Raw genomic sequence first — 22101 nt, forward strand, 5'->3', positions numbered from 1 at the left:
TGCCTGAAACAACGGTTTTTCCTGCCAAGGGCTGACCCCTGAAATCACCTTGGATCAGGCAATTATGTCGGCGGATCCGGCAAGCGGATTGGCGTTTCGCTCCACATACTCTCGCGGCCCTGAGGCCCTGCCATGGATGTCTCCGAGTGGTAGGGCCTTTCTGTAGGCGGTCGAAAACATGTGTGCGAGTGCTTGATATGGAAAACAACACTGTCCGTTTTGCCTGCAACGGCTGCGGGATTTGTTGCAAAGGTCGGCTGATTCCGCTGACGTTGGACGAGGCGAGGCAATGGTTGCAACGCGGACATGAGGTGGCGATCGTGCTGGAGGCGTTCGATGAGTCGACCTGGCCTTCGGAGCCGCGACAATTTGCCCACAGCGCCCAAAGAGCCGTGGAGGTTACCAGTGGCGAGGCCCGGATCCGAGTCGTTGCGGTGTTGGCCGGCAATGCGTTGACCCAGTGCCGCAATCTCGGCGACGACGGTCGTTGCGGCATTTATGAAGAGCGGCCGTTGGTCTGTCGAATCTACCCGATGGAAATCAATCCGCTCATTGCCTTGCGTCCAGCCGACAAGATCTGTCCTCCCGAAGTTTGGGAGACGGGCGAGGTCTTGTTTACCGACCGCGTCGTCGATCCGATCCTGGCCGATCAGATCGAGCGTTCCCGCCAGGCCGACCGGGACGATGCCGAGGCCAAGATTGCGCTGTGTGAAGCGATGGGCATGAACGTCGCCGCTTGGAAGGGCAACGCGTTGGCGGTGTACTTGCCTGATCGGGAGCAGTTGGCTGAAGCGATCATTCGCTACGACCGCTCGCCAGTGGCACCGGCAGGTCTGGATTGGAAAGTGCGGGTCGAAACGCCGGCCCTGGCCCAACGACTTCGGCAAGTGGGTGTCGCGTTGGATGAACAACGCTCAACCGGCTACATCTTCCAGGGTCTTTAGCTTTCGAGCCAAGCCATCACTTTGTGCATTTTCAGTGCCCCGAAACATCTTGTAATACATGGATTTGGATGGCTTTTACTGGTTACGGCTCGTTGAATCGTGCAATAAATTGCGCCAATCAGGCAATCGGCTCGAACCGCCGACCCAGCATACTGCGTCCATATTGATCAACGACTTGCGGTGATGCCGAACAGTGTTCGGCATCACCGCAAGTCGTGGGCCCTATGTTTCCAAGGAGTGAACTGTGCACACCGATTTAAAAAGCGAGCAGAGCGTCAGCGACCTCAATCGCCTGGCCGGTTCGGTCAGCCGGCTTGTGCCCGGCGATGGTGACCAGATGACCGCCATTGCCGGCTTGAGCCTGCATCGGCGCAAAGCGGTCACCGCGCCCATGCACTGCCTCTACGGCCTGGGCATCGGCGTGACGCTGCAAGGCCGCAAGCAAGCCATGATCGGGGACGAGATACTGACTTATGCCCCTGGCCAGTCCATGGTGACGTGTGTGGATCTGCCGGTCATTTCCCATGTCTCCCAAGCCAGCGTCGCCAAGCCGTTCCTGGGCATGATGCTGCGATTCGACAGCACGATGGTGATGCAAGTGGCCGAGCGCATGCAGCTGTCACAACGCATGAGAGACGACGCGTTTCGACCGATTACCGTACAGGCGCTGGATGCCGGGGTGCTGGATGCCCTGAGGCGTTTGATAGACCTGCTGGACGAGCCTCAACTGCTTGAGAGCGTGGCCCCGCTGATCAAGGAAGAGATTGTCGCTCGCCTGTTGATCGGTGCCCATGCGCCGCAGTTGCTGCATGTCATCGCCGCCGGTTCACCCAGCCAACACATTGCCAAGACGGTCGCCTGGCTGAAACTGAATTTTCGCCAGGCGTTGCGCATGGACGACCTGGCGGCGCAAGCGCACATGAGTCCTTCCACTTTCCGCCAGCATTTTCGGACCGTGACCGGAATGAGCCCGTTGCAATACCAGAAGCAGCTGCGGCTGCAAGCTGCTCGGCAATTGATGTTGAGCCAGAAGGTCGACGCGAGCAGTGCAGGGGGGCTGGTTGGCTACGAAAGCGCCTCGCAGTTCAGTCGTGAATACAGCCGCCTGTTTGGAGAGCCGCCGCAGCGGGATATCAAGCGGATTCGCTTGTGATCGCGAGGCTTGCCTGGCATTGCGGCCAGACAGCCTCACACCCCGGTCACGCCAACTTGAACGGCAACTCACGCAACGGTTTACCCGTCAGGCTCGCCACCGCGTTCGCAAACGCTGGGGCCAGCGCTGGCAGGCCGGGTTCACCCATCCCCGTGGGCGGTTCGGCGCTGGGCACGATGTGGACGGCGAATTCCGGCATGTCGGTAATGCGCGGCACGCTGAAGTCAGCAAAATTGCTCTGCTGCACCACACCGTCTTTGAGGGTGATGGCGCCACCGGGCAGGCACATCGACAAGCCCATCAGCGCGGCGCCTTGGACCTGGGCCTCGACGCTGCGTGGGTTGACCACCAAGTTGCAGTGCACGCCAGCGGTCACGTTGTGCAGCACCGGCCGGCCATCCTGCACCGAGGCTTCGACCACATACGCCACCACCGAACTGAACGACTCGTGGACCGCCACGCCCCAGGCGCGGCCCGCCGCTAGCTGACGCTTGCCGTATTCGCTCTTGTCCACGGCCAATTGCAGCGCCGCGCGATGCCGTGGGCTCTGGTCGCCAAACAACTTCATCCGGTACGCCACCGGATCCTGTTTGGTGGTGCGGGCGATCTCGTCGATCAGTGTTTCCATCACGAACGCCGTATGGGTGGAGCCGACGCTGCGCCACCACAATACGGGGACGTTGAGTTTGGGGTGATGAACCGTCAGCCGCATGGGCAGCGGATACGGATCGCGCAGGCCCTCGGTGGCGGTCGGGTCGATGCCATTTTTTACCCGCCCGCCAAACACGGTGCCGGTGATGATCGATTGGCCCACCAGGGCGTGGTCCCAGGCGAGGACCTTGCCGGTGTCATCAAAGCCGATGCGCGCGCGGTGCAGGTGCATCGGGCGGTAATAGCCGCCCTTGATGTCGTCTTCCCGGCTCCAGAGGGTGCGGATCGGGGCGTTGACCCCGGCAGTGCGGGCGGCCTTGGCGACTTCGCAGGCCAGTACGACGAAATCGTTGGTGGGCACGCCACGCCGGCCAAAGCCACCGCCAGCGGTCTGCACGTTCACCTGGATCTGCTCGGGCTTGAGGTTAAGCACCGTGGCCGCGGCCGCACCATCGCCGCCGGGGAACTGTGTGCCGACCCACAGTTGAGCGCTGTCCTGGGCAAGTTGCACTGTGCAGTTCAGGGGCTCCATCGGGGCGTGGGCGAGGTAGGGGAACACAAACTCGGCGTCCAATTGATGCGGCGCGGTGGCAAGCGGCGTCATGTCGGCATCAAAGTGCAACGGGCCGGGCTGGCCGGCCAGTTCCCGGTATTGAGCCAATTGTTTTTCACTGTCCACTTTTTCCACGGTGGAGGCGTTCCATTCCACCTTCAGCGCATCGCGTGCCAACTTCGCCTGCCAGTAACTGTCGGCGACTACCGCGACACCTTCGGCGCCGCCATCCAGTGGTACGCGCAACACGGCTTTTACGCCTTTCGTCGCTCGCGCCGCGCTGTCGTCCAGAGAAGCGATTTTGGCGCCGAACACGGGCGGCCTGGCGACGACCGCCGTGAGTTGCCCCGGCAGGTGCATGTCGATGCCGAAATCCTGCTGGCCGCTGCTCTTGGCCTTGGCATCGATGCGTGTAGTGGCCTGGCCGATGATGCGGAAATCCTTGGGATCCTTGAGGGTGATCTGCTCGGGCACGGGCATCGCCATCGCGGCTTGCGCCAGTTCGCCGTAGCTCGCTTTACGGCCCGCCGGGCCGAGCACCATGCCGGCCTGAGTGCTCAGGCTCGCCACGTCGACGTTCCAGCGCGCGGCGGCGGCACTGAGCAGCATGGCGCGCGCACGGGCGCCGAGTTCGCGGTACTGGGTGTAGCTGTTCTTGATCGTGTTGGAACCGCCGGTGAGGTGGATGCCGAAGGCCGGGTCCATGTAGGCGGCGTCGTTGCTGCCGTTGCGACTGCGCACCAGGCTCCAGTCGGCATCGAGTTCTTCGGCGAGAATCATGGGCAGGGCAGTTTGTACTCCCTGGCCGAACTCCAACCGGTTAATGGTCACCGTGACCTCGCCACTGGGCGCGATCTGCACGAATGCGGAGGGTTGCTGAGTCGGTTTGAGCGGCGCTGCGGCGGCGCCATTGGCCTCCTGCGCCAAAGCCAGGTGCGGGAACGCGCCCAAAGCCAGCCCGCCGATGCCGACGATTTTCAGAAAGCTGCGCCGGGGCAGGGCGACGGGGCCGTCAGCCTCGCTGCGTTCAAGCAGGTGTTGCAAGGCGCGGGGAAGCTCGTTCGGAAAAATCTCGTTCAACATGGTCGGCTCCGATCAGGCAAGGGCTTTGGCGGCATCAGCCACCGCGGCACGGATTCGGGCATAGGTGCCGCAACGGCAGATATTGCCGGCCATGGCCGAGTCGATCTCGGCCGCCGTCGGCTGTTTGCCTTTGGGCTGAGCCTTGAGAAAAGCCGTTGCGCTCATGATCTGGCCACTCTGGCAGTAGCCGCATTGCGCCACGTCGTGTTTGACCCACGCCTCGTGCACGGCGCTGCCAACCGGGTCGCTGCCATCGGTTGCCGCTTCGATGGTGGTGATTTTCTTGCCTTCGGCGGCGGCGATGGGCGTCACACAGGAGCGAATGGCTTGTCCATCCAAGTGCACGGTGCAGGCGCCACACAGCGCAGCGCCGCAACCGAATTTGGTGCCGGTCATGCCCAGCGTGTCACGCAGGGTCCAGAGAATAGGGGTGCCAGGGTCAACGTCGACCGTGTATTCACGGCCGTTTATGTTCAGGGCGCTCATAAGGGGACCAGCTCCAGATGGTTTGGCTCTGGTTAACTATAGAAAGGAATGGTTGGGGTGGATTGCACGATCCGGGCTGATTATTGCCTGATCATGCGAATCAGCGTGCCCCGCGAAGGTGCACGCTGTTGTGCCAGCACAACGGGGCGGGAGGAAAGGAGCCGCGGTGGGAGTGCTTCCGGCCCCTTCCTTCTGCACGCTTACATCAACGGAATGCTGTAGCTCACAAACAGGCGATTCTGATCCTGGTCGCGGGCAATATCGCTGCGGGACATCCCGTTGCGCCAGCCGAAACCGACGTTCTTCAACGCGCCGCTCTGGATCACATAATCCAGGGAGATATCACGTTCCCACTCACTGGCGTCCTTTCCGCTGGCGGTCTGGATGTTGTCGCCCTTGAGGTACATCACCGAGGCCTTCAAGCCTGGTACGCCAAGTGCTGCGAAGTCATAGGCATATTGCGCGAATGCCGTGCGCTCACCGGCCTGGATGAACGTCTGGATGGTGCGGTCGGTGTAGAGGTAAAGACTTGCGCCGCCTTCGCCTTTGCCCACCAGGCCGCCCTGGTTCAGTTGCGTAAAGTTGCTGTCTTCGGAGACACGCTGATAACCGGCGGTAATGGCATGGCCGCCCAACGAATAAATGAACGCCGCGCTCCAGGTGTCGTTGTCGATCTCGCCATTGCCATCCTTGGTATAACCGCTGAGTTTGTAACCACTGGCGCGACCGGCAGCGCTGCTGTTCTTGCCATCGGACGTGGTTTTGAAGTAACGCAGGTCGGTTTTCAACGAACCGTATTCACCCAACGGTAATACATGCAGCAAACCGGCGAAGTGCTGTTGATAGTAGTCTTCAAGATTGGCGTAGTAATACTGCGCGGTCAGATCCTTGGTCAGTTTGTAATCGCCACCGGCAAAGGTGAATTTATTGCTTTCCTGGGTACCGCCGGCAACGGCCAGGCCGGCACTGTCGCTGGACGCACGCCCTGTGGCGTGCTCCAACTGGCCAGCGGTGAACGTCAGGTTGTCGATTTCATTGCTGGTGACTTGCCCGCCCTCGAAGGTTTGCGGCAGCAGGCGGCCATCGTTGGAGACCAGGATCGGCAACTTCGGCTGCAAAGTGCCGTAACGCAGCTCGGTCTTGGAGACACGCATCTTGGCCGTGGCACCGAGACGAGCCCATTGGTCCGCCGCCTTGTCGCCATCGTTGGGAAACATCGAGCCACCGATATGACGGCCGGCGCCACTGTCGAGCTTCAGGCCCAGCAAGCCGATGGCATCCAGGCCAAACCCGACGGTGCCGTCGGTAAACCCCGACTGATAATTGAGCATGAAGGCCTGGCCCCATTCTTCGGTCTTCGAAGGCGCGGCGGCTCCGTCACGGTTGTCGTTGTTGAAGTAGAAGTTGCGCAAGTTCAAGTTGGCTTTGCTGTCGTTGATAAAATCAGCCGACGCCAATGGGCTGAGGACAAGCGTCACAGCACCCGTTAAAACACTCAGTACGTTAAATAGGACTTTCATCAGGGCGAACTCCACCGCGGAATCTCTGTTCCGGGCATGTTGAAAAGACAGCAGGGAGCGCTCGGCCGATCAGATGATTGGCCGAGGCGTTAAATAACTCGTTGGAAAAACTTCAGTGCATTGAGTGGGTAGGGGATAAATCTCCAAAGAACGGCATCAGTGAAAGTCCCTGGGGTTATCAGTCGATCAGTCCATGAGCGTCATAAAACGGATACGGCCCGGGATATTCGCCAAACACACCGTTATGGGTCACCAAACCCTGGTCATGCCAGTGATGCAGCAGGTATCCGGGTGGTTCCAGGTTGAAATGCGCGGGCGCGCTTGGCTGTAGATCCAGGACGATTTGATGTGAGGTGCCGGGGCACACACAACTCAGGCTGCCGCCGAAGCGCCGCTGCATCGGTCGATGCAAATGCCCGCAGAGCAAACGCTCCACCTGTGGATGGCGGGCGATGATCTGTTCCAGTGCCGAGGCGTTGATGAACGGCTCGCGGTCCATGTGGCCAATGCCGCTGATAAACGGCGGATGGTGCAGGACCAGCAGCGTTGGCACCTCGGGACGACGGGCCAACTGTTCATCGAGCCAGCGCAATTGGCTATCCAGCAACTGACCGCCATGACCGCCGGGAATGGTGCTGTCCAGGCCGATCAGGCGCAGCGGATACTCTTCGACCACCCAGTCCAGGGGGGCACCGGCCAAGCTTGGCAGGTAATGGTGGTCGGCAAATGCCGCCCGCAAATGTTCGCGGTCGTCGTGGTTACCGGGCACCAGGTAGCAAGGCATGTGCAGGCGCGCCAGTTCGGGGTGCAACACGGCGTATTCATCAGGGCGACCGAAGTCGACCAGGTCGCCACTGACCACCACGATGTCGGGGCGTGGCACCCGGTTATTCAGATGATCGACGGCACGACGCAACGCGGCGAGGGTATCAACGACGCCATAGGTCAGTTTTTCCCCGGCCTTGAGATGCAGGTCACTGATCTGCGCAATGAGAAACGGATGATTCAAAATAAGCCCTCTGAAAACACGAAGATCACGATGACAGGGTGAACAGCACTTGCGGCTCGACGGCCAAGGCAATCAGGGCGCCGGTGGCGTGGATGACGTTGTCGGTGCTGTCCACCAGCAATGGCTGGGTGGCGCCGACGTCCACCAACAGGCGGCTTTGGGCCCCTTGGAAAAACTGGCCCACCAGGCGTCCGCGCAGATGCCCCTCGCTGTCCATCACCCGCAAATGCTCGGGCCGGCAGTAGACGGTGGCAGGCAGTCCGCCACCCCGCCACGGCAACTCTCCGCCACTGACTTTCAAGCCCAGGGGCGTGTGGGCGAGCACTGGAAAAGCGTTGAGGTTGCCGACAAAACTGGCGACGAACGTGTTGGCCGGTTGTTGGTAGATGTCCCTTGGGCTGGCCAACTGTGCGACGCGACCGTGTTCCATGACCAGAATCCGGTTGCCCAAGGCCATGGCTTCGCCCTGGTCGTGGGTGACGAACACCGCCGTAATGCCCAGATGGCGTAGCAACTGATCCAACTCGCTGCGCAGGCGCTCGCGCAACTGCGCATCCAGCGCCGCCAACGGTTCGTCAAGCAGCAATACCCGAGGCTTGGGCGCCAGGGCGCGGGCGAGGGCGACCCGCTGGCGTTGACCGCCGGACAGCTCGTGGATGCTGCGCTTGCCATGGTCCTGAAGGCCCACCAGTTCCAGCAACTCCGAGCAGCGCTTGTTCCGTTCAGCCGGCGCCATGCCGCGAATCTTCAAGCCATAAACGATGTTGCCGGCCACATCCAGGTTGGGAAACAACGCATAGTTCTGGAACACCATGCCCACGTCGCGTCGTTCGATGGGCAGGCGGGTGACGTCGGAGTCGCCAAATAACACCTGCCCCACATCCGGACGCTCAAGGCCGGCGATCAGGCGCAAGGTCGTGGTTTTACCGCAACCGGACGGGCCGAGGATCGCCAGGGTTTCTCCGGCATTGATGGTCAGGTCCAGGTCATGGACGGCAACGGTGCCGTCGGAGAACGCCTTGCGGCAACCCGCCAGGCGAATGGTGGTTCCGGTCATCGTTTTTCTCCACGGGAAAGGCGCGCGCTGATGGCCTGCAACGCAATCAGCAGCGGCACGATCATCAACAGGAATATGAGGGTGTAGGCGCTGGCGACTTCCAGCCTGGCCGAGGCATAGCTGTCAGCCAGGCCTACCGGCAGCGTCTTGGTCATTGGGGTGTGAAGCATCCAGGTCAGGTTGAACTCGCCCAGCGACAGCGTGACGACCATCAAGACCCCAGCGAGGATCCCTGCCCGGCAGTTGGGTACCACCACACTGAAGAATCGTCGTAGCGGCCCGGCGCCAAGGCTGGCGGCTGCCTCTTCCAGCACCGGCAGTTGCTGACGTTGCATCACGGCCATCACCGGACGCACCAGGAACGGCAAGGTGAACAGCACATGGCCGACGAGGATGAATAACCAACTGCTGCGAAACCCACCGAACTGCCCATAGGTGAGCAGCAACGCCAGGGCGCTGGCCAGGCCTGGCATCGCCACCGGCAGCACCATCAGTTCCTCGAACGCACGGCTGAAGCGATTGTTCATCCGCACCAACGCGTAAGCCGCCGGAACACCCACCACGCAGACGCACAGTGCACAGGCCACGGCCAGTTGCAGCGATAGCCAGACCGTCGGCGAATAGGCCTGCCAGACTTGCACCAGCCAATCGAACGTCAGGCCACTGGAGACGCCCTGGAAATAATTGCGCGTCAGCCCGGCCAGCAGCGACATCAGCACGGGCACCAGCATGAATGCGCAAACCAGCAGGGTAAACACCAACTGGCCGATAAACAGCGTTGAGCGCTTCACAAGACGGTCCTCGAGTTTTTCGCCAACCGTCGGGCCAGCAGCAGTACCGCCCAAGTCAGCGCCCCCAAGACCACCGACAGCGCAGCGGCCACGGCGAAATTGGCGTAGTTGGTGAACACGTTGTAGATCGCCACCGGGGTCACGTTCAGACGAGTGCCGAGGGTGAAGGCCGTACCGAACGCGCCCATGGAGGTCGCAAAGCAGATCGCAGCGCACGAGACCAATGCCGGTGCCAGGCCGGGGACGATGACATCGCAGACCACTCGCCAGTGGCCGGCGCCCAGGGAGTGAGCGGCTTCTTCCAGGCTGCGATCCAGGCTTTCACAAGCGGCCATCACCGTGAGGATCACCCGTGGAATCGAGAAGTACAGATAACCAAGGCACAACCCCATCAGCGAGTAGGCGAAGATCCAGCGTTCACCCGCCAGTTCGAGGCCAAGGCTGGCGAACAAGCCTTGGCGCCCGGCCAGCAGAATCACCAGGAAGCCGACGACCACGCCGGGAAATGCCAACGGGAACGTCAACAAGGCGACCAGCAGTGAACGGCCGAAGAAGCGTTGGCGGCTGAGAAAAAAACCACTGATGCCACCCACCAGGAGCGCCGCCAGGGTCGTCGCCAAGGCCAGCAGGCAGGTCTGTGCCAGACTGCCCAGGTATTGCGCACTGCTCAGTACCTGCCAATAGCCGCTTTCGCCGCCGTCGCGATGTTGCCCACCCAGCACGATCAGGTGTGCCAGCGGCAACAGCCAGAAGGCGAACAGCACCGCAGCCGCAGGCACCAGGGCCCAGGCCGCGGTCAGCCGCAAACGCGGCACCGTGGCCTGGCCCGAAGGGACTCCCCGGGCTTTTATTACCGAGGCGGTCACTTACTTGACCTCTTTCAGATAACGTGCGGAGAAGGCTTCCTGTGCCGCCGCCATCTGCTGGTAGTCGACCACACCAGCCCGGGCGTAATCGCTGTCTGGCAGGAACTGCGCAGCGATGTCGGCAGGCATCTTCATCGCCCGCACCGGTCGCAGGTAGGCCTTGGCCCAGAGCGCCTGGCCCTGGTCGGACAGGACGAAATCCAGGACCTTCTCGGCATTGGCCCGATGTGGCGCGTTGCCGACGATGCTCATGACGTAAGGCACGCTGATGCTGCCTTCCTTGGGGATCACGAAAGCAACGTTGGCCTTGTCCTTGTAACGTGCCCGATAGGCGTTGAAGTCGTAATCCACCAGGATCGGCAACTCCCCGGACAACACCCGCGCATAAGCGGTCTGCTTGGGCACGATGGGCGAGTTTTTCGCCAGTTTCTGGAAGTAATCGATCGCCGGCGTGAAGTCATTGAGGCTGCCGCCCATGGCCTGGTTGATCGCTACCGCGGAAACGTAACCGACGAACGCGCTGGATGGATCAAGGTAGCCGACCATGCCTTTGTACTCAGGCTTGAGCAGATCGCCCCAGCTTTGCGGGACAGGCAAGCCGCCTAAGGCATCGACGTTGACCATGATGCCCAGGGTGCCGGAGTGGATTGCGAACCAGTGTCCCTGTGGATCTTTCAAGCCTGCCGGAATCTGTTCCCAGCCCTTGGGTTGATAGGTGCCGACCACCCCGGCTTTTTGCGCCTGCAAACCGAAGGTCACGCCGTAATACACCACGTCCGCCACGGGCGCGGCCTGCTCGGCGACCAGTTGCGCCAGTGCCTGCCCCGAGTTCTTGTTGTCCAGCGGGACCTGCACGCCAGTGGTATCGGCAATGGCCTTGAGCTGTGTGCCCCAGTCGGCCCATTCCGGTGGGCAGTTGTAGCAAATCGCCGTTTCGGCGGCCTGGGCCAGGCTGGCAACGCCGCAAATCAGCAACGTCGCCAGGGTTTTACGCAAGCGGATCATCAAGTGTCTCCTCGTAGGATTGAGTACTTTCGCCCGGCCGGATATGGCAGGGCAGGCAATGGGAAATCGGTGCGGCGCCGGCGATCTGCGCCAGCAATTGATCGATTACGGTGCAGGCCAGGGCCTCGATGGGCTGAACCACACTGCACAACGTCGGGTGCATTTGAGTGCCAAGGGCGATGCCATCGAATCCCATGACCGAGAGCTGCTGGGGCACCTGCCAGCCGTTGCGGCGCAACTCGGCAATCAGGCTGATGGCGAGCAAATCGTTGGAGCAAACCAGCGCACTGAGCCCCTGCGGGCCTTGCAGCAGCGGCTCGATGGCGGCGAAGTCGGCTTGGGTATGGGCCGGCATTTCAATCACCGGCAGGCTGTCGAGGCCGGCCTCGCGCATGGCGTCGCAATAGCCGGCGTAACGCAGGCGAGCGCGGTCCGACTGCAGGGCCGGGCCGGCAACCATGCCAATGCGCCAATGCCCGGCTTCCAGCAGATAACGAGTGGCCATAGCCATGCCGGCGCGGTTGTCCACCGACACGGCGCTGTAGTGCGGATTGCCCGGCTGGTGATAGGCCAGCACAAAAGGCGTGTCCTCGCTGTCCAGGCTTTGCAGCACGCGGTTGCTCTCGGCGTCGGTGACCGTGAGGACCAGGCCATCGACCCGCTGGCGCAACAACTCCTCGACCACCACGCTTTCGCGCTCGCTGCTGTAGTCGGTCGTCGCCAGGAGCAAGTTGTAGCCGCGTAAACGCGCAGCACGCTCCATGGCCTGGAATTGTTCGGCGAACACGGGATTGAGCAGGTTGGGGACCACCACGCCGATCAGCTTGGTCACTTGCAGGCGCAGTTGACGGCCCAGGCGATTGGGCCGAAAACCCAACTGCCGTGCGGCGGCGAACACCTGCTCGCGGGTGGCCGGACGCACCACTTCAGGGGAGGCAAAGGTGCGCGCCGCGGTTGCCCGCGAAACCCCGGCCAAACGGGCCACTTCTTTCAAATCAGTCATCGTCACTCGCTTGAGATCGATCTCATTGGCGAGGACAGTAGCCAGAAATCGTGGCATTTCGGCGACGCAGTGATGACGATTTGATGGCAGTGGCCGAGGTCTATCGTGGGATGACTACTCATTAAACGGATGCATATTCAACGCGTGCTTGCTGCAAACCCGTATTGCCTGGCCGACCACACCACCGCCAATGTCATGATCAGCAGAACGACCAGGACCGGCGCAAACGCCACGACCCCCAGGTGATCGAGCAGAAGGCCTCCGACGATTCCGCCGCCGGCAATGGCCAGGTTCCAGGCCGTGACCAACATCGACTGGGCGAGATCCGCTGCGTCTCCGGCAGTCTTGGCGATGGCCGTCTGGAACAGGGTCCCAGCCCCTCCGAAAGCGATTCCCCAAGCGGCCACGGCGATATACACCGCCGCTGGCCTGTCGCTCATTGCCCCTAGCATCATTGCCGAGAGGGCGAACAGCACCGTACCTGCCAGCGTCAACGCCCGGAGATGGTGATCGATCAGCACGCCGACGACCCAGATCCCCAGCAACGACGCAACGCCAAAGACCAGCAGGACCAGGTCCGTCCGCTCGCCCAGGCCCGCCGCCGTCAAAAACGGAGCGATATAGGTAAAGAGAATGTTGTGCGCCAGGACAAAAGCCAGCACCACGAACAACACCGAGCGAACGCCCGGCAGCGTGAAGACCTGGCCCAAGGCGAGGCGTTTATGGGTGGCTTGCCCAGAAAAGTCAGGCACCTTGAGGCGTACCCAGACCATCAAGGCCACGGCGAACAGGCTCATGATGGCGAAACTCATTCGCCAGCCGACCAGGTTGCCGAGCAGCGTGCCGGCCGGTACGCCCAGGGATAACGCCAAGGGCGCGCCCACCATGGCGATTGCAATCGCTCGACCTCTCTGGCTTTCGGGCACCATGCGCGCGGCATAACCGGCCAACAAGGCCCACAGTAGCCCGGCCGATACGCCACCCAGCAAGCGCGCGACCATCGTCAAAACATAATGGGTGGAAAGCGTCGTGACGGTATTGGCAACAGCGAAGCCCGCTATGGCGAGCAGTAAAAGGGATCTGCGTCGCATGCCTTGGGTCGCGGCGGTCAATGGAATGGCCGCCAGCAAGGAGCCGATCGCGTAGACCGTTACCAACTGGCCGGCGAGGGCTTCGGAGATGGCCAGCCCTTCGCTGATCTGTGAAAGAAGACCGGCGGGCAAGGCTTCGGTGAGGATGGTCACGAACGCCGCCAGTGCGAGGGCAAACAGTGATCCGATGGGGAGCGGCGCCGTGGCTTGATCAACCTCGGCCTCGGCGTCGATATGGGTGTTGGCAATCGTCATGTGTCACCTGCTTGGAGCGCTCCTGACCCGCCGGAACGACGCGGTCAATCGCAGATTGATAAGTGTCGACTACGGTAGGTGTCCCTCTTTGGCGAGACAAGAATGCTAGAGTGCACAACACATCGGAAAAAATGTCCGTAATGGGAGCGTGGCGTGGAATCACTGAGCGGGATCGATTTTTTTGTGCGCGCGGCCGAAACCCGCAGCTTTTCAGAGGCGGGCAGGGCGTTGGGTATTTCGTCGTCGGCGGTGGGCAAAAGCGTCGCCCGGCTCGAGGCGCGACTGGGTGTGCGGCTGTTTCATCGCAGCACGCGAAGTATCACGCTGACGGCGGAGGGGACGCTGTTCCTCGAGCGTTGCCGGCGCATTCTCTGCGAAGTCGAAGCGGCCGAGCTGGAACTGTCGGAAACCCGCAAGGCGCCACGGGGCAAACTGCGAGTGAGTTTGCCCCTCGTTGCGGATTTGGTCATGCCGACGCTGATCGCCTTCATGCGCCGCTACCCCAGTATCGAATTGGACCTGGATTTTTCCGACAGGCTGGTGGACATCATCGAGGAGGGTTTCGATGCGGTCATTCGGACCGGCGAGCCGCACGACTCCCGGCTGATGTCCCGTCCGTTGGGGCCGTTCAAGCTCGTTGTGGTCGGTTCGCCCCGGTACTTCGCCGAACACGGCACACCGCACGCACCGACGGACCTGCTGCGCCATGCCTGTCTGCTCTACAAGTTTCCCAGCACTGGCAGGATGCAAGTCTGGCCGGTTAACGGGGACGGGGAGCCAGAACTCAACCTGCCGGCGACCCTGGTCTGCAACACCACCGAGGCGTTGCTGCACGTGGTGCATGAGGCACTGGGGATTGCCTGTGTGCCGGATTTCACTGTGCGCGAGGCCATCGCCAGCGGTGAGCTGGTCACCGTCCTGGACGACTTCAATCGGCATCAGAGCACCTTCCGCATGCTCTGGCCCTCAAGCAAACACCTGGCGCCGAAACTGCGGGTGTTCATTGATTTCATGAGCAGTGAGTTGTTCAAGTGACTGAACCACCGCTATCGCGAGCAAGCTCGCTCCCACATTCGATCTTCAGCGAGCACAACATTCATGCCCATCCCAACTCCCCTGTGGGAGCGAGCTTGCTCGCGATAGCGGTGGTTCAGTTACAGGGATGTTGGATGGGTGGCCCTCATCGCGAGCAAGCTCGCTCCCACAGAGGAAATGGGTTGGCCATGGAGCAAGTCGGCTGCTAGCTGCAGTCTTTCTGTTTGCACGGGTGCGCTTCCCGGGAGCGCCACTCCTTGACCAACTGGTGCCTGGGACGGGCGTAGCGCTCCTCCAGGACACTCACCTCGACGATCCGGTCCGTTCGGAATAAACGATAGTCTCCGCGCAGTTCGCACCAGCCTGCGATGTACCGTTGCGACTCGACAAACCCGAGCATGATCGGCCAGAGGGTTCGTTGCGTCTGCTCCCCATTTTCGTCCTGGTAGATGATCTGCATTTTCCGCTGTTCCCGAAGCGCCAGCCGGACCTGCGCCAGATCCAACGCCGCCGAGGCGCCTTGATTGCGGCCGACGTAGATCGACCCCGTATCGACCCCCAGCTGCCGCGCCCGCTCCAGCGTCTCTTCACTGCAAGCACCAGTGATCGTGGCCCCCACCATGCGCGCTATTTGCACGCAGGCTTCACCGACCGCGCCACTGCAACCATTGATGAAGACACGCTGGCCCGCGCTCAGCCCGGCCTTGTCCCGCAAGCCGTTCCAGGCCGTCATGCCCGGTGTTCCGAGGCAGGCGGCTTGCTCGAAGGAAACACCATCGGATTTGCTGGCCAGCAGCGATTTCTTGGTGACCACGGCTTGAGCCAGTGCACCACTTTCCTTGAAGCGCGCGAGACCAAAGACGGCATCGCCCACTTTAAACCGCGTCACGTTGCAGCCCACGGCGGTGACGGTGCCCGAGAAATCCATGCCCATGGCCCGGGGGAAGGATCTGCCCGTGACGATCTTCATCTGGCCGCTGCGCAACTTCCAGTCGATAGGGTTGATGGCGGCGAATCTGATTTTCACAGCGACTTCGCCTTGGCCCGGTGAAGCCAACGTGAAGGCCTCGAGCTTCATCACCTGCGGCCCGCCGTAATTGTGATACTGGATACGCTTCATAGCCGACGCTTACTCTGGATGATTGATGAGATGGAAACAGGGCTGGGGCAGGGACGCTGTTTCCAGCGCATCGTTTCCTGCGGCCAACCGTTACACTCTAACCATCGACAGGGTCAGTTTCTGGCACCATTGTTTGGCCAGGCTCCAGGTGCGAGCGGCCGTTGGGGCGTATGTTCAGATCAAGGTGCCTTGTTCTCGACCAGGCAGTTTCCGCCATCCACCACGATGACTTCGCCCGTGAGGTAGCTCGCTTCCGAAGACGCAAGAAAAGCGACCAGTGCCGCCACCTCTTCGGGACGGCCCGCCCGGCCCATCGGCGTGTAACCTGCTGCCTGGGCTTCTTCGGCAGTGGTCGATCCTGTGGTGATCCAGCCAGGAGCGACGCTGTTCACCGTGATCCCTTGCTGGGCGACTTCCAGCGCCAGGCTCATGCTCATGCCGACCATCGCGGCCTTCGCGGCGCTGTAAGCCGCTTCACCGGGGTTACTGCAGCGGGTGCCGGTCGTGGAGCTGATGTTGACGATGCGCCCGTATCGACGCGCCCGCATGCCGGGCAGAACAGCCCGTGTAAGCAGAAAAGCCGTGGTCAGATTTCGCGCCAGTGTCAGGTTCCAGGTGTGCAGGTCCATGGTCGCCAAGTCGGAAAAAAACTCCGGACTGCCTTGCATGGCCATGCCTGCGTTGTTCACCAGAATATCGACCTGCCCCCAGAGGGACTCTGCCCACAGCATAAACTCACGTACCTGGTTTTCATCGGTAAGGTCGAGGGCCCGCCCTTCGACGTCGAACCCTTCGGCACGCAGTTCTGCGACGCGCTCAAGGATGCGGGCACTGCTGGCGGTGACGATCAATCGAGCTCCGGCCGCGCCCAGCCTGCGGGCGATCGCCATGCCGATTCCGATCTCACTGCCAACCCCACTGATGAGTGCCACGGGGTTCTGTCCAGTTGCGTTTGGCATGATGTCTCCAGAGGGGATAGGTGATTGCCAGGCGTCGAAGCGCTATATAAACATCCTGATCAACGCCCGAACACCGTTGTCATCCCCAACAAGCGCTTTTGCCGCCAGGCCGGTGCGCTGGTAGGGAAAAACACCTCGTCTGGCCGAAAGCGCGCGAGACCGCAGGCGGCGGCGATGCGCTGGCGTTGTTGACCGTGGACAAGGGCTTGCTGAAAACTGTGTTCGCTATGGGCCAAACCCAGCATATAATGCGTACCCACCTGGAATTGTCCGCCGTTGGCTTGCCACCATTTTTCGATTGCCTGCGGGTCGGGCCAGGGCAGGTTCTCATCGGGGTCCATCGCGACATTGGGATCTTCAGGGTTGTCGTTCGGGCCCGCATCGAAATCCGGCAGGGCCTGCAATTCCAGATCCAGCAACGCCAGGTCCGCGCCGGTGATCAGGCTGAAGGCTTCACCGGCGACGCGGGCAAAGGGCAGGTCACTCATCTGCTGGATCAACCAGGGCACGCAGACCGGATCGCCCAGCAGTCCAAGGGCCTGGATGCCGGTGCGCCGATCCCGAGGGTCCTGTACCCACTGGCGTATCCAGGCGATGCTGGGCTCGCGTTCCTGCCAGGCCAGCAGCACACAGAGCGCGCGGTATTGAAATTCGCCCGGTTGCTCGGCGAATGAGCGCAGAGGCTCCAAGGCCTGCTGATCGCCCATTTGGGTGGTGGCCCAGTTGGCCCAGAAGCGCGTGGCGGCGTCTTCATGCTGGCGGTGGGCACGAATCGCCGGCAGCAGGTCACGCCGACGCAGTTCGCCAGCCGTGCGTGCGGCCCTCGCCAGCACGCTGGGGTCGGCATCGGAAAGTCCGGCCAGCAGGCCGGGGCCTGGGTCGTGGCGATGCATGCCGCAGGCCGTGAGGCCGAGACGGCGGAACAGGGGCTCGGGGGAGGCGAGCAGGCGGTCGAGCCAGGGCTCGACCCGCGGCCACTCCAGCCAACCCAGGGCCGCAGCCATATAGCGCTCGCTGTCTACGTGGGCGCGCATATGTCCAGCCAGGGTGGCCATGGCTGCGACATGGCCGGTTTCGAACGCCAGCACCGTAGCGGCAAATACCTCCCCCTGCGCGGTGGGAGTCAGTTGTTGCAGCAGCACCTCCAGTCCGCGCAAACCTGCGATGTGCAGGCCATCCAGATGGGCTTCGATGCGATTGTCCAGGGTGGCCAGGTGGACGAGGTCGTAGTGGGGCGCCCGAACGGCGTAGTCGCGCAAGATCGCGAGGAAGGCTACCTCTTCGGCGTGTTGATCAATCACAATCGACGACATCATAAGGAGCCTATCGGGGAAGGCCCATCGCTCAACGCCAGACAATTGCTCAAACGATCCTCGTCCATGCAATTCCATCGAAAGACATAAGATCGAACTCACCATTCGACCACATGACGCCATCGCCGGCGCTCAACTGGTAACAGGACGCTGGAGGATCATCACCGAAGTTCACAGGCTCCAATTGCGATTGTTTCAACCGATAGACATTGGACAGGGTAGAGATGTAAAGAGCATCGATAAACCATTCCAAATCCCAGATATTATCGGAGACTACCATTTGATCGATGACGCTCCACATATCCTTGCGCCCTTGCAACAGCACACCGCGATGGCCCGCTATGTATACCGTTCCATCAGGTGCGCACATGACCGATGTGAGAGTCACCGATGTTGGCGATTCGCAAGGGTGCCAATGATGACCATCGAATAGCCATATCGCGCCATCCCGGCCAACTGCATAGATTTCTGTATTTGAGAAACCATGAATCGCCTGCGCATTGAAGGTTTCCGGTAAGCCATCATCGATCCGTATCCAGCGTTTGGGACCGTCAAAGCGGTACACCATACCTCTTAGGCCGACCGCAAAGGCTTGTCCGTTGATCGCCGCCACGCCGCGAATACCGCCCGTTCTTGGCGCTTGAGGAGCAGGTGTGCTGTCGTCGAATATGTCACCGGTGGTGGTACCGCTTGCCATGATGGCTGAGTAATAGCCGGCGCCAGAGATGGCAATGAGTCCGAGTTCAGGCTGAGAAACAACGGCTAACGAATGGGCATCATAGTTGGCCTCGCCTCTGATAAAAGTGCCGTCCTTGTATTTGAACGTGATGGCGTGTGGAATCTCATCGGCTTCTTTTTTAGGGTCTGCGGCATAGATATAACCAAGGCCCGGTAGGCGTACTACCGCAGTGCGCATGATGAGGCCTTTCAATGGTGTGTCAGGCATGTGGAGTCTCCTTGAAAATAGATGTCATAGGGTCGTCGTATCCGAGGGTTCTGGAACGCGTCCGGCCGTCGATGGACGGATTTGGTCCGTCGGACCAATATTCATCTGTTGATGACCTGCTCGCACTTGGCTTTGCGTGCAGGCCTTATCGCACTTGCTGCCACCTTTTTGGGCGGCCTGCGCTCCGACCGCTTCGGCTTCGGCAACACTCCAGCGAGCATTTGGGTCAATGGTCTTGCCGGTGACATGTGGCGCAACGGCCGGATGATTCACCGTGAGGAGGTTCGTCTCTTCATGAATGTCACCGTGGGTCCCGGTGGAGTGACTATGGCCATCTTCACAAATGCACGGTGCCTTGTCGGGGTCGTACTTATTGGCGCCTTGCGCATCGAGCAGGAGCGCCTGACCACCTTTTCCCCTCTCCTTGAATTGTGATTTAGGCACTACATGGTGGGGTGTTTTCCCGTCACAGCAGTTGGAGGGTGCATAGGGTGTAAGCACGCACTCCACTGCCTTTTTGCATTTTGGATCGCCGCACAATGCCGCTGATGCGCCGGCCCGATTGACCGCACCTGTCGAGTAGGTGTTTGCATCGACATGGCGCTGGCAATCGTTATCTTTCAATCCCTTTACTACGTTGTGACAGGGATGGGAGCTGTTGGACGCCGCCACCGTGTCAAGATAGGGCCAAGTTGGACTATTACCCGGCTGCGACGCATGGTTATGGGTCGTCAGGTCCATGTTCCTGACTACATTTTCTCCCTCGAACTTCACATCCATCGACCATGCAGTGAAGTACACCTTTCCCTTAATCTTGCTGGTAACTATCCCTTTCTTCGGTGCGTTTCCGGCTTCATCCCCTGTGCTGGTCTTGAAGTAGCTCTTGTTCTTGAGCATGACCTCCTTGCCACTGATTTTTACCGTCCGGGACCCATTGATGGTGTCCTTCGCCATGCCGGTATTGGGGTAGGGAATCGGCACCCCCAGAGGGGTGGGCGGGGCCTGGGGTGGGGTGAAACAGACATCCGGGAACGCAGCAATGGACTTGCCATCCGCCGCCTTGCAGGAGATCTCCATATTGTTGGCGAAGACTTCGTTGGCCATCAGGCGGCCCTCACGATCTGATAGCTGAGCAGTGCGGCGGCGCGTTCGCCAGCGTCGTTGCCGAGGTGGCAGAAGATATTCGGTCCTTCGCCATAGCCCTTGCGACTGGCAGCCAGGGCCACGGCGAGCATGGCCGGGCCGATGGCAGCGCCGACTTCGCCAATGCAGTCGGCCGGGTGCCAGAGATGGAAGAACTCCTTGCGCACGCGCAGGGTCCGGCTGAGGGCCAGGGAGGCTTCCTTGAAGTAGTACTGCTCGCCGGAGATGTCGGTGAGCCGATAATCCATGTGCTCCAACCCACAGCCGGCTTCGCTCAGGGCCGCCCGTACAGCTTGAGTCAGGCCTTCGGCGCGCAGGGGAATGTCTTCGGCCTCCACCGTGGCCTTCTCCATGCCGAACCCCAGGCCGACGCAGGCCAGTTGCGGCGTTGCGCTGGCAACCGGGGCGGCCAGTACCACGGCCGCGGCACCTTCGCCGGGAATAAAACCGTTGGAGTTCTCGCTGGTCAGCAGACGCTCGCGTTCTTCGAAGGCGGCCAGGGTGGGGCCGCACAGGAACGAATCGACGCCGGCGACCAGCACGTGGCGATGGCCGCCCTGGTAGATCAGCGTACGTGCATTAAGCAGGGCCACGGCGGCGCTGACCCGGCCGCGGGCGATGATGTTGGAATCCGGATGAAAGCGCAGGCCCAGTTCAGCTTCGATGTCCTGCACCAGTCTTTTATCGAGGCCATCCAGACGGCCGGGACGCTCGGCTTCGGCCACACCCAGCAGCAGCGGGGTCTTTTCCGGGTCGATCCCAGGGGTGCTCTGTAACGCCTCGGCGACGGCGCGGGCGGCCATCTTGATCAGCTTGATGCGGCCGCGCCAGGGCTGCTCCAGCGGTACGCTGGCGGCCATCAGCCATTCGCCACCTTGGTCGATGAAACGGGTTTCCTGGAAATTGTCGATGGCACAGCGGATCGCCGCGCAGCTCGCGGGTGCGCTGAGGCCAACGGCGCTGACCATGCCGGAGCCGATGATGCAAAGTGCGGTCATCCGTCCGTCTCCTCGGGGGCGCGCCTGGCTTTTACCAGGGAGGAGAGCGACGGGTAGTAATCCTTGCCCAGTTTGCGGGCGCGCCACCAGCCCGTGGACATGGTGCCGACCAGCACCTGAGCGATCTCGAACATATTGCGTCGTAGCGGACGGGAGACACGCCAGGTCAGCTGCACCTGGCGCGCGTCTGTGTCGATCAGCAGGGTGTCGATCAGCGCCTGCACAGTCTCATGACCGCCTTTTTTCAGAAAGAAGGTCACTGGCACGTCCATTGTGGGGATGCGAAAGCTCGCGTGCTCCCGTGGCGTGAGGTTGAGCAGCAGCACGTCCTCGCCGCCACGCGGGTAAGGAATCTGCTGATCGTCAGGGGCAGCCTGAAAGTAGCGGCGGTCGAAATCCTGCGGCAGAAACGGAAAGCAGTCGGCCAACCAGCCTTCGTCGTAGGTACCGGCGAAGCGAGCGCGTTGTGGCCAGCTACGCCCCAGGGGGCCGAGAGCCATGGGGCGGAAGTCGCCAGAGGGACTGTCGATCGGCTTGCCCAGTTCTTCCGTATTCGGCATTGGCTTGTAAGCGACTTCAGCACTGTCGATGCTGCCTGGGAACCAACCGCAACCGCTTGGATTGTCCGGGTAGCAATGACGCATATCCGGATTCCTGGCCATGGGATGGGAGCCCCCATAGGCCTGGGCATAGGAGATGTCCTGTTCGGTAAAGGGTTGCGGTAAACCGGGAGATACCCCCAATAGCCCCGGTTGCCATTGTCGGGGGCCGAGGACGGAAAAGGCTTTGCTCATCTTCCCGACACGAATGCCCGCGGCCAGCTGCGTCACGGGCCGCCCACCTGGGGCGTAGGCCTTGCCGCGTACCAGCACATCGCAGAACGGCTTGACCGGGGCGAAGTCCATTTCCTGCAGCGGGGCGCTGAGGCCAGGCTCGCCGAAGAAAGTATCAGCCATCAACAGTGGCTGCTGAGTGTCGGCGAGGGTTGCCGCACGGCCGTCCAGCGGTAAATCAAACGTGCCTTTGGCCACGATCACCAGGGATTCGCGGCCATCAGGCTCCATGCCCTGGGTGTAGGCAGCGAGCAGTTTGCTGGCGTTGAGCAGCTCCATGAGTCGAC

At 61.4% G+C, this 22101-nt stretch carries 20 protein-coding genes; 3 read left to right on the forward strand and 17 right to left on the reverse strand.

The genetic code is table 11. The annotated features are described in order from the left end of the window. The first annotated feature begins 197 nt into the window (after positions 1 to 197). Positions 198 to 944 (forward strand): YkgJ family cysteine cluster protein, encoded by a 747-nt coding sequence (locus AC515T_RS14325; RefSeq protein WP_496533022.1) that lies wholly within the window; start codon positions 198 to 200, stop codon positions 942 to 944. Positions 945 to 1188: 244 nt separating this feature from the next. Further along, the gene (locus AC515T_RS14330; RefSeq protein ID WP_496533023.1) at positions 1189 to 2097 is read left to right on the forward strand and encodes an AraC family transcriptional regulator; all 909 of its coding nucleotides are present in this window, start codon (positions 1189 to 1191) and stop codon (positions 2095 to 2097) included. Between the two features lie 46 nt (positions 2098 to 2143). Here the strand turns inward: AC515T_RS14330 and AC515T_RS14335 are convergent, their stop codons facing one another. The 10 genes from AC515T_RS14335 to AC515T_RS14380 all read right to left on the reverse strand — a co-directional run bounded on the left by AC515T_RS14335 (position 2144) and on the right by AC515T_RS14380 (position 13467). Beyond that, the gene (locus tag AC515T_RS14335; protein ID WP_496533024.1) at positions 2144 to 4384 is read right to left on the reverse strand and encodes a xanthine dehydrogenase family protein molybdopterin-binding subunit; all 2241 of its coding nucleotides are present in this window, start codon (positions 4382 to 4384) and stop codon (positions 2144 to 2146) included. A gap of 12 nt (positions 4385 to 4396) precedes the next feature. After that, positions 4397 to 4870 carry a (2Fe-2S)-binding protein gene (locus AC515T_RS14340; RefSeq protein ID WP_122566892.1) on the reverse strand — a complete coding sequence of 158 codons (474 nt, stop codon included), beginning with the start codon at positions 4868 to 4870 and terminating at the stop codon, positions 4397 to 4399. 200 nt (positions 4871 to 5070) lie between these two features. Then, positions 5071 to 6390 (reverse strand): OprD family porin, encoded by a 1320-nt coding sequence (locus AC515T_RS14345; RefSeq protein WP_496533025.1) that lies wholly within the window; start codon positions 6388 to 6390, stop codon positions 5071 to 5073. A gap of 178 nt (positions 6391 to 6568) precedes the next feature. Continuing rightward, positions 6569 to 7399 (reverse strand): phosphodiesterase, encoded by an 831-nt coding sequence (locus AC515T_RS14350; protein ID WP_496533026.1) that lies wholly within the window; start codon positions 7397 to 7399, stop codon positions 6569 to 6571. Between the two features lie 25 nt (positions 7400 to 7424). After that, complete coding sequence (locus tag AC515T_RS14355) at positions 7425 to 8456, reverse strand: ABC transporter ATP-binding protein (RefSeq protein WP_496533027.1); 1032 nt, start codon at positions 8454 to 8456, stop codon at positions 7425 to 7427. After that, complete coding sequence (locus AC515T_RS14360) at positions 8453 to 9247, reverse strand: ABC transporter permease (RefSeq protein ID WP_122566889.1); 795 nt, start codon at positions 9245 to 9247, stop codon at positions 8453 to 8455. The genes AC515T_RS14355 and AC515T_RS14360 overlap by 4 nt, the downstream gene beginning before the upstream one ends. Continuing rightward, positions 9244 to 10062: an ABC transporter permease gene (locus AC515T_RS14365; protein WP_496533138.1), complete on the reverse strand. Its 819-nt coding sequence runs from the start codon at positions 10060 to 10062 to the stop codon at positions 9244 to 9246. Before AC515T_RS14365 ends, AC515T_RS14360 begins: the two co-directional genes overlap by 4 nt. 51 nt (positions 10063 to 10113) lie before the next feature. After that, a complete protein-coding gene (locus AC515T_RS14370; RefSeq protein WP_496533028.1) occupies positions 10114 to 11118 on the reverse strand; it encodes an ABC transporter substrate-binding protein in 1005 nt (334 codons plus the stop codon). After that, positions 11102 to 12121, reverse strand: a complete 1020-nt coding sequence (locus AC515T_RS14375; RefSeq protein WP_496533029.1) for a LacI family DNA-binding transcriptional regulator — start codon at positions 12119 to 12121, stop codon at positions 11102 to 11104. Before AC515T_RS14375 ends, AC515T_RS14370 begins: the two co-directional genes overlap by 17 nt. Before the next feature lie 137 nt (positions 12122 to 12258). After that, positions 12259 to 13467: an MFS transporter gene (locus tag AC515T_RS14380; RefSeq protein ID WP_496533030.1), complete on the reverse strand. Its 1209-nt coding sequence runs from the start codon at positions 13465 to 13467 to the stop codon at positions 12259 to 12261. Between the two features lie 153 nt (positions 13468 to 13620). Between AC515T_RS14380 and AC515T_RS14385 the strand changes: the two genes are divergently transcribed. Beyond that, positions 13621 to 14502 carry a LysR family transcriptional regulator gene (locus tag AC515T_RS14385; RefSeq protein WP_496533031.1) on the forward strand — a complete coding sequence of 294 codons (882 nt, stop codon included), beginning with the start codon at positions 13621 to 13623 and terminating at the stop codon, positions 14500 to 14502. Between the two features lie 205 nt (positions 14503 to 14707). Here the strand turns inward: AC515T_RS14385 and AC515T_RS14390 are convergent, their stop codons facing one another. From AC515T_RS14390 to AC515T_RS14420, 7 genes are all read right to left on the reverse strand, one after another. Then, complete coding sequence (locus tag AC515T_RS14390; protein ID WP_496533032.1) at positions 14708 to 15622, reverse strand: alcohol dehydrogenase catalytic domain-containing protein; 915 nt, start codon at positions 15620 to 15622, stop codon at positions 14708 to 14710. Between the two features lie 179 nt (positions 15623 to 15801). Continuing rightward, entirely contained in the window at positions 15802 to 16581 is a 780-nt protein-coding gene (locus AC515T_RS14395) for an SDR family NAD(P)-dependent oxidoreductase (protein ID WP_496533033.1), read from the reverse strand. A 59-nt stretch (positions 16582 to 16640) separates the two neighbouring features. After that, on the reverse strand, positions 16641 to 17897 hold the full coding sequence (locus AC515T_RS14400) for a TIGR02270 family protein (protein WP_496533034.1): 1257 nt from the start codon (positions 17895 to 17897) through the stop codon (positions 16641 to 16643). A 46-nt stretch (positions 17898 to 17943) separates the two neighbouring features. Beyond that, positions 17944 to 18840 carry a WD40/YVTN/BNR-like repeat-containing protein gene (locus tag AC515T_RS14405; RefSeq protein WP_496533035.1) on the reverse strand — a complete coding sequence of 299 codons (897 nt, stop codon included), beginning with the start codon at positions 18838 to 18840 and terminating at the stop codon, positions 17944 to 17946. A 24-nt stretch (positions 18841 to 18864) separates the two neighbouring features. Next, the gene (locus tag AC515T_RS14410; protein ID WP_496533036.1) at positions 18865 to 19944 is read right to left on the reverse strand and encodes an HNH/endonuclease VII fold toxin-2 domain-containing protein; all 1080 of its coding nucleotides are present in this window, start codon (positions 19942 to 19944) and stop codon (positions 18865 to 18867) included. Then, positions 19944 to 20981 carry a hypothetical protein gene (locus AC515T_RS14415; protein WP_496533037.1) on the reverse strand — a complete coding sequence of 346 codons (1038 nt, stop codon included), beginning with the start codon at positions 20979 to 20981 and terminating at the stop codon, positions 19944 to 19946. Before AC515T_RS14415 ends, AC515T_RS14410 begins: the two co-directional genes overlap by 1 nt. Then, positions 20978 to 22093, reverse strand: a complete 1116-nt coding sequence (locus AC515T_RS14420; RefSeq protein ID WP_496533038.1) for a DUF2169 family type VI secretion system accessory protein — start codon at positions 22091 to 22093, stop codon at positions 20978 to 20980. The genes AC515T_RS14415 and AC515T_RS14420 overlap by 4 nt, the downstream gene beginning before the upstream one ends. Positions 22094 to 22101 lie beyond the last annotated feature (8 nt).

It is taken from the genome of Pseudomonas sp. FSO-7, assembly GCF_059579345.1.

Coding starts and splice junctions, on each gene's coding strand:
- AC515T_RS14325 (WP_496533022.1), top strand. CDS start 198: ATGGAAAACAACACTGTCCGTTTTGCCTGCAACGGCTGCGGGATTTGT.
- AC515T_RS14335 (WP_496533024.1), bottom strand. CDS start 4,384: ATGTTGAACGAGATTTTTCCGAACGAGCTTCCCCGCGCCTTGCAACAC.
- AC515T_RS14340 (WP_122566892.1), bottom strand. CDS start 4,870: ATGAGCGCCCTGAACATAAACGGCCGTGAATACACGGTCGACGTTGAC.
- AC515T_RS14345 (WP_496533025.1), bottom strand. CDS start 6,390: ATGAAAGTCCTATTTAACGTACTGAGTGTTTTAACGGGTGCTGTGACG.
- AC515T_RS14355 (WP_496533027.1), bottom strand. CDS start 8,456: ATGACCGGAACCACCATTCGCCTGGCGGGTTGCCGCAAGGCGTTCTCC.
- AC515T_RS14370 (WP_496533028.1), bottom strand. CDS start 11,118: ATGATCCGCTTGCGTAAAACCCTGGCGACGTTGCTGATTTGCGGCGTT.
- AC515T_RS14375 (WP_496533029.1), bottom strand. CDS start 12,121: ATGACTGATTTGAAAGAAGTGGCCCGTTTGGCCGGGGTTTCGCGGGCA.
- AC515T_RS14380 (WP_496533030.1), bottom strand. CDS start 13,467: ATGACGATTGCCAACACCCATATCGACGCCGAGGCCGAGGTTGATCAA.
- AC515T_RS14390 (WP_496533032.1), bottom strand. CDS start 15,622: ATGAAGCGTATCCAGTATCACAATTACGGCGGGCCGCAGGTGATGAAG.
- AC515T_RS14395 (WP_496533033.1), bottom strand. CDS start 16,581: ATGCCAAACGCAACTGGACAGAACCCCGTGGCACTCATCAGTGGGGTT.
- AC515T_RS14400 (WP_496533034.1), bottom strand. CDS start 17,897: ATGATGTCGTCGATTGTGATTGATCAACACGCCGAAGAGGTAGCCTTC.
- AC515T_RS14405 (WP_496533035.1), bottom strand. CDS start 18,840: ATGCCTGACACACCATTGAAAGGCCTCATCATGCGCACTGCGGTAGTA.
- AC515T_RS14410 (WP_496533036.1), bottom strand. CDS start 19,944: ATGGCCAACGAAGTCTTCGCCAACAATATGGAGATCTCCTGCAAGGCG.
- AC515T_RS14415 (WP_496533037.1), bottom strand. CDS start 20,981: ATGACCGCACTTTGCATCATCGGCTCCGGCATGGTCAGCGCCGTTGGC.
- AC515T_RS14420 (WP_496533038.1), bottom strand. CDS start 22,093: ATGGAGCTGCTCAACGCCAGCAAACTGCTCGCTGCCTACACCCAGGGC.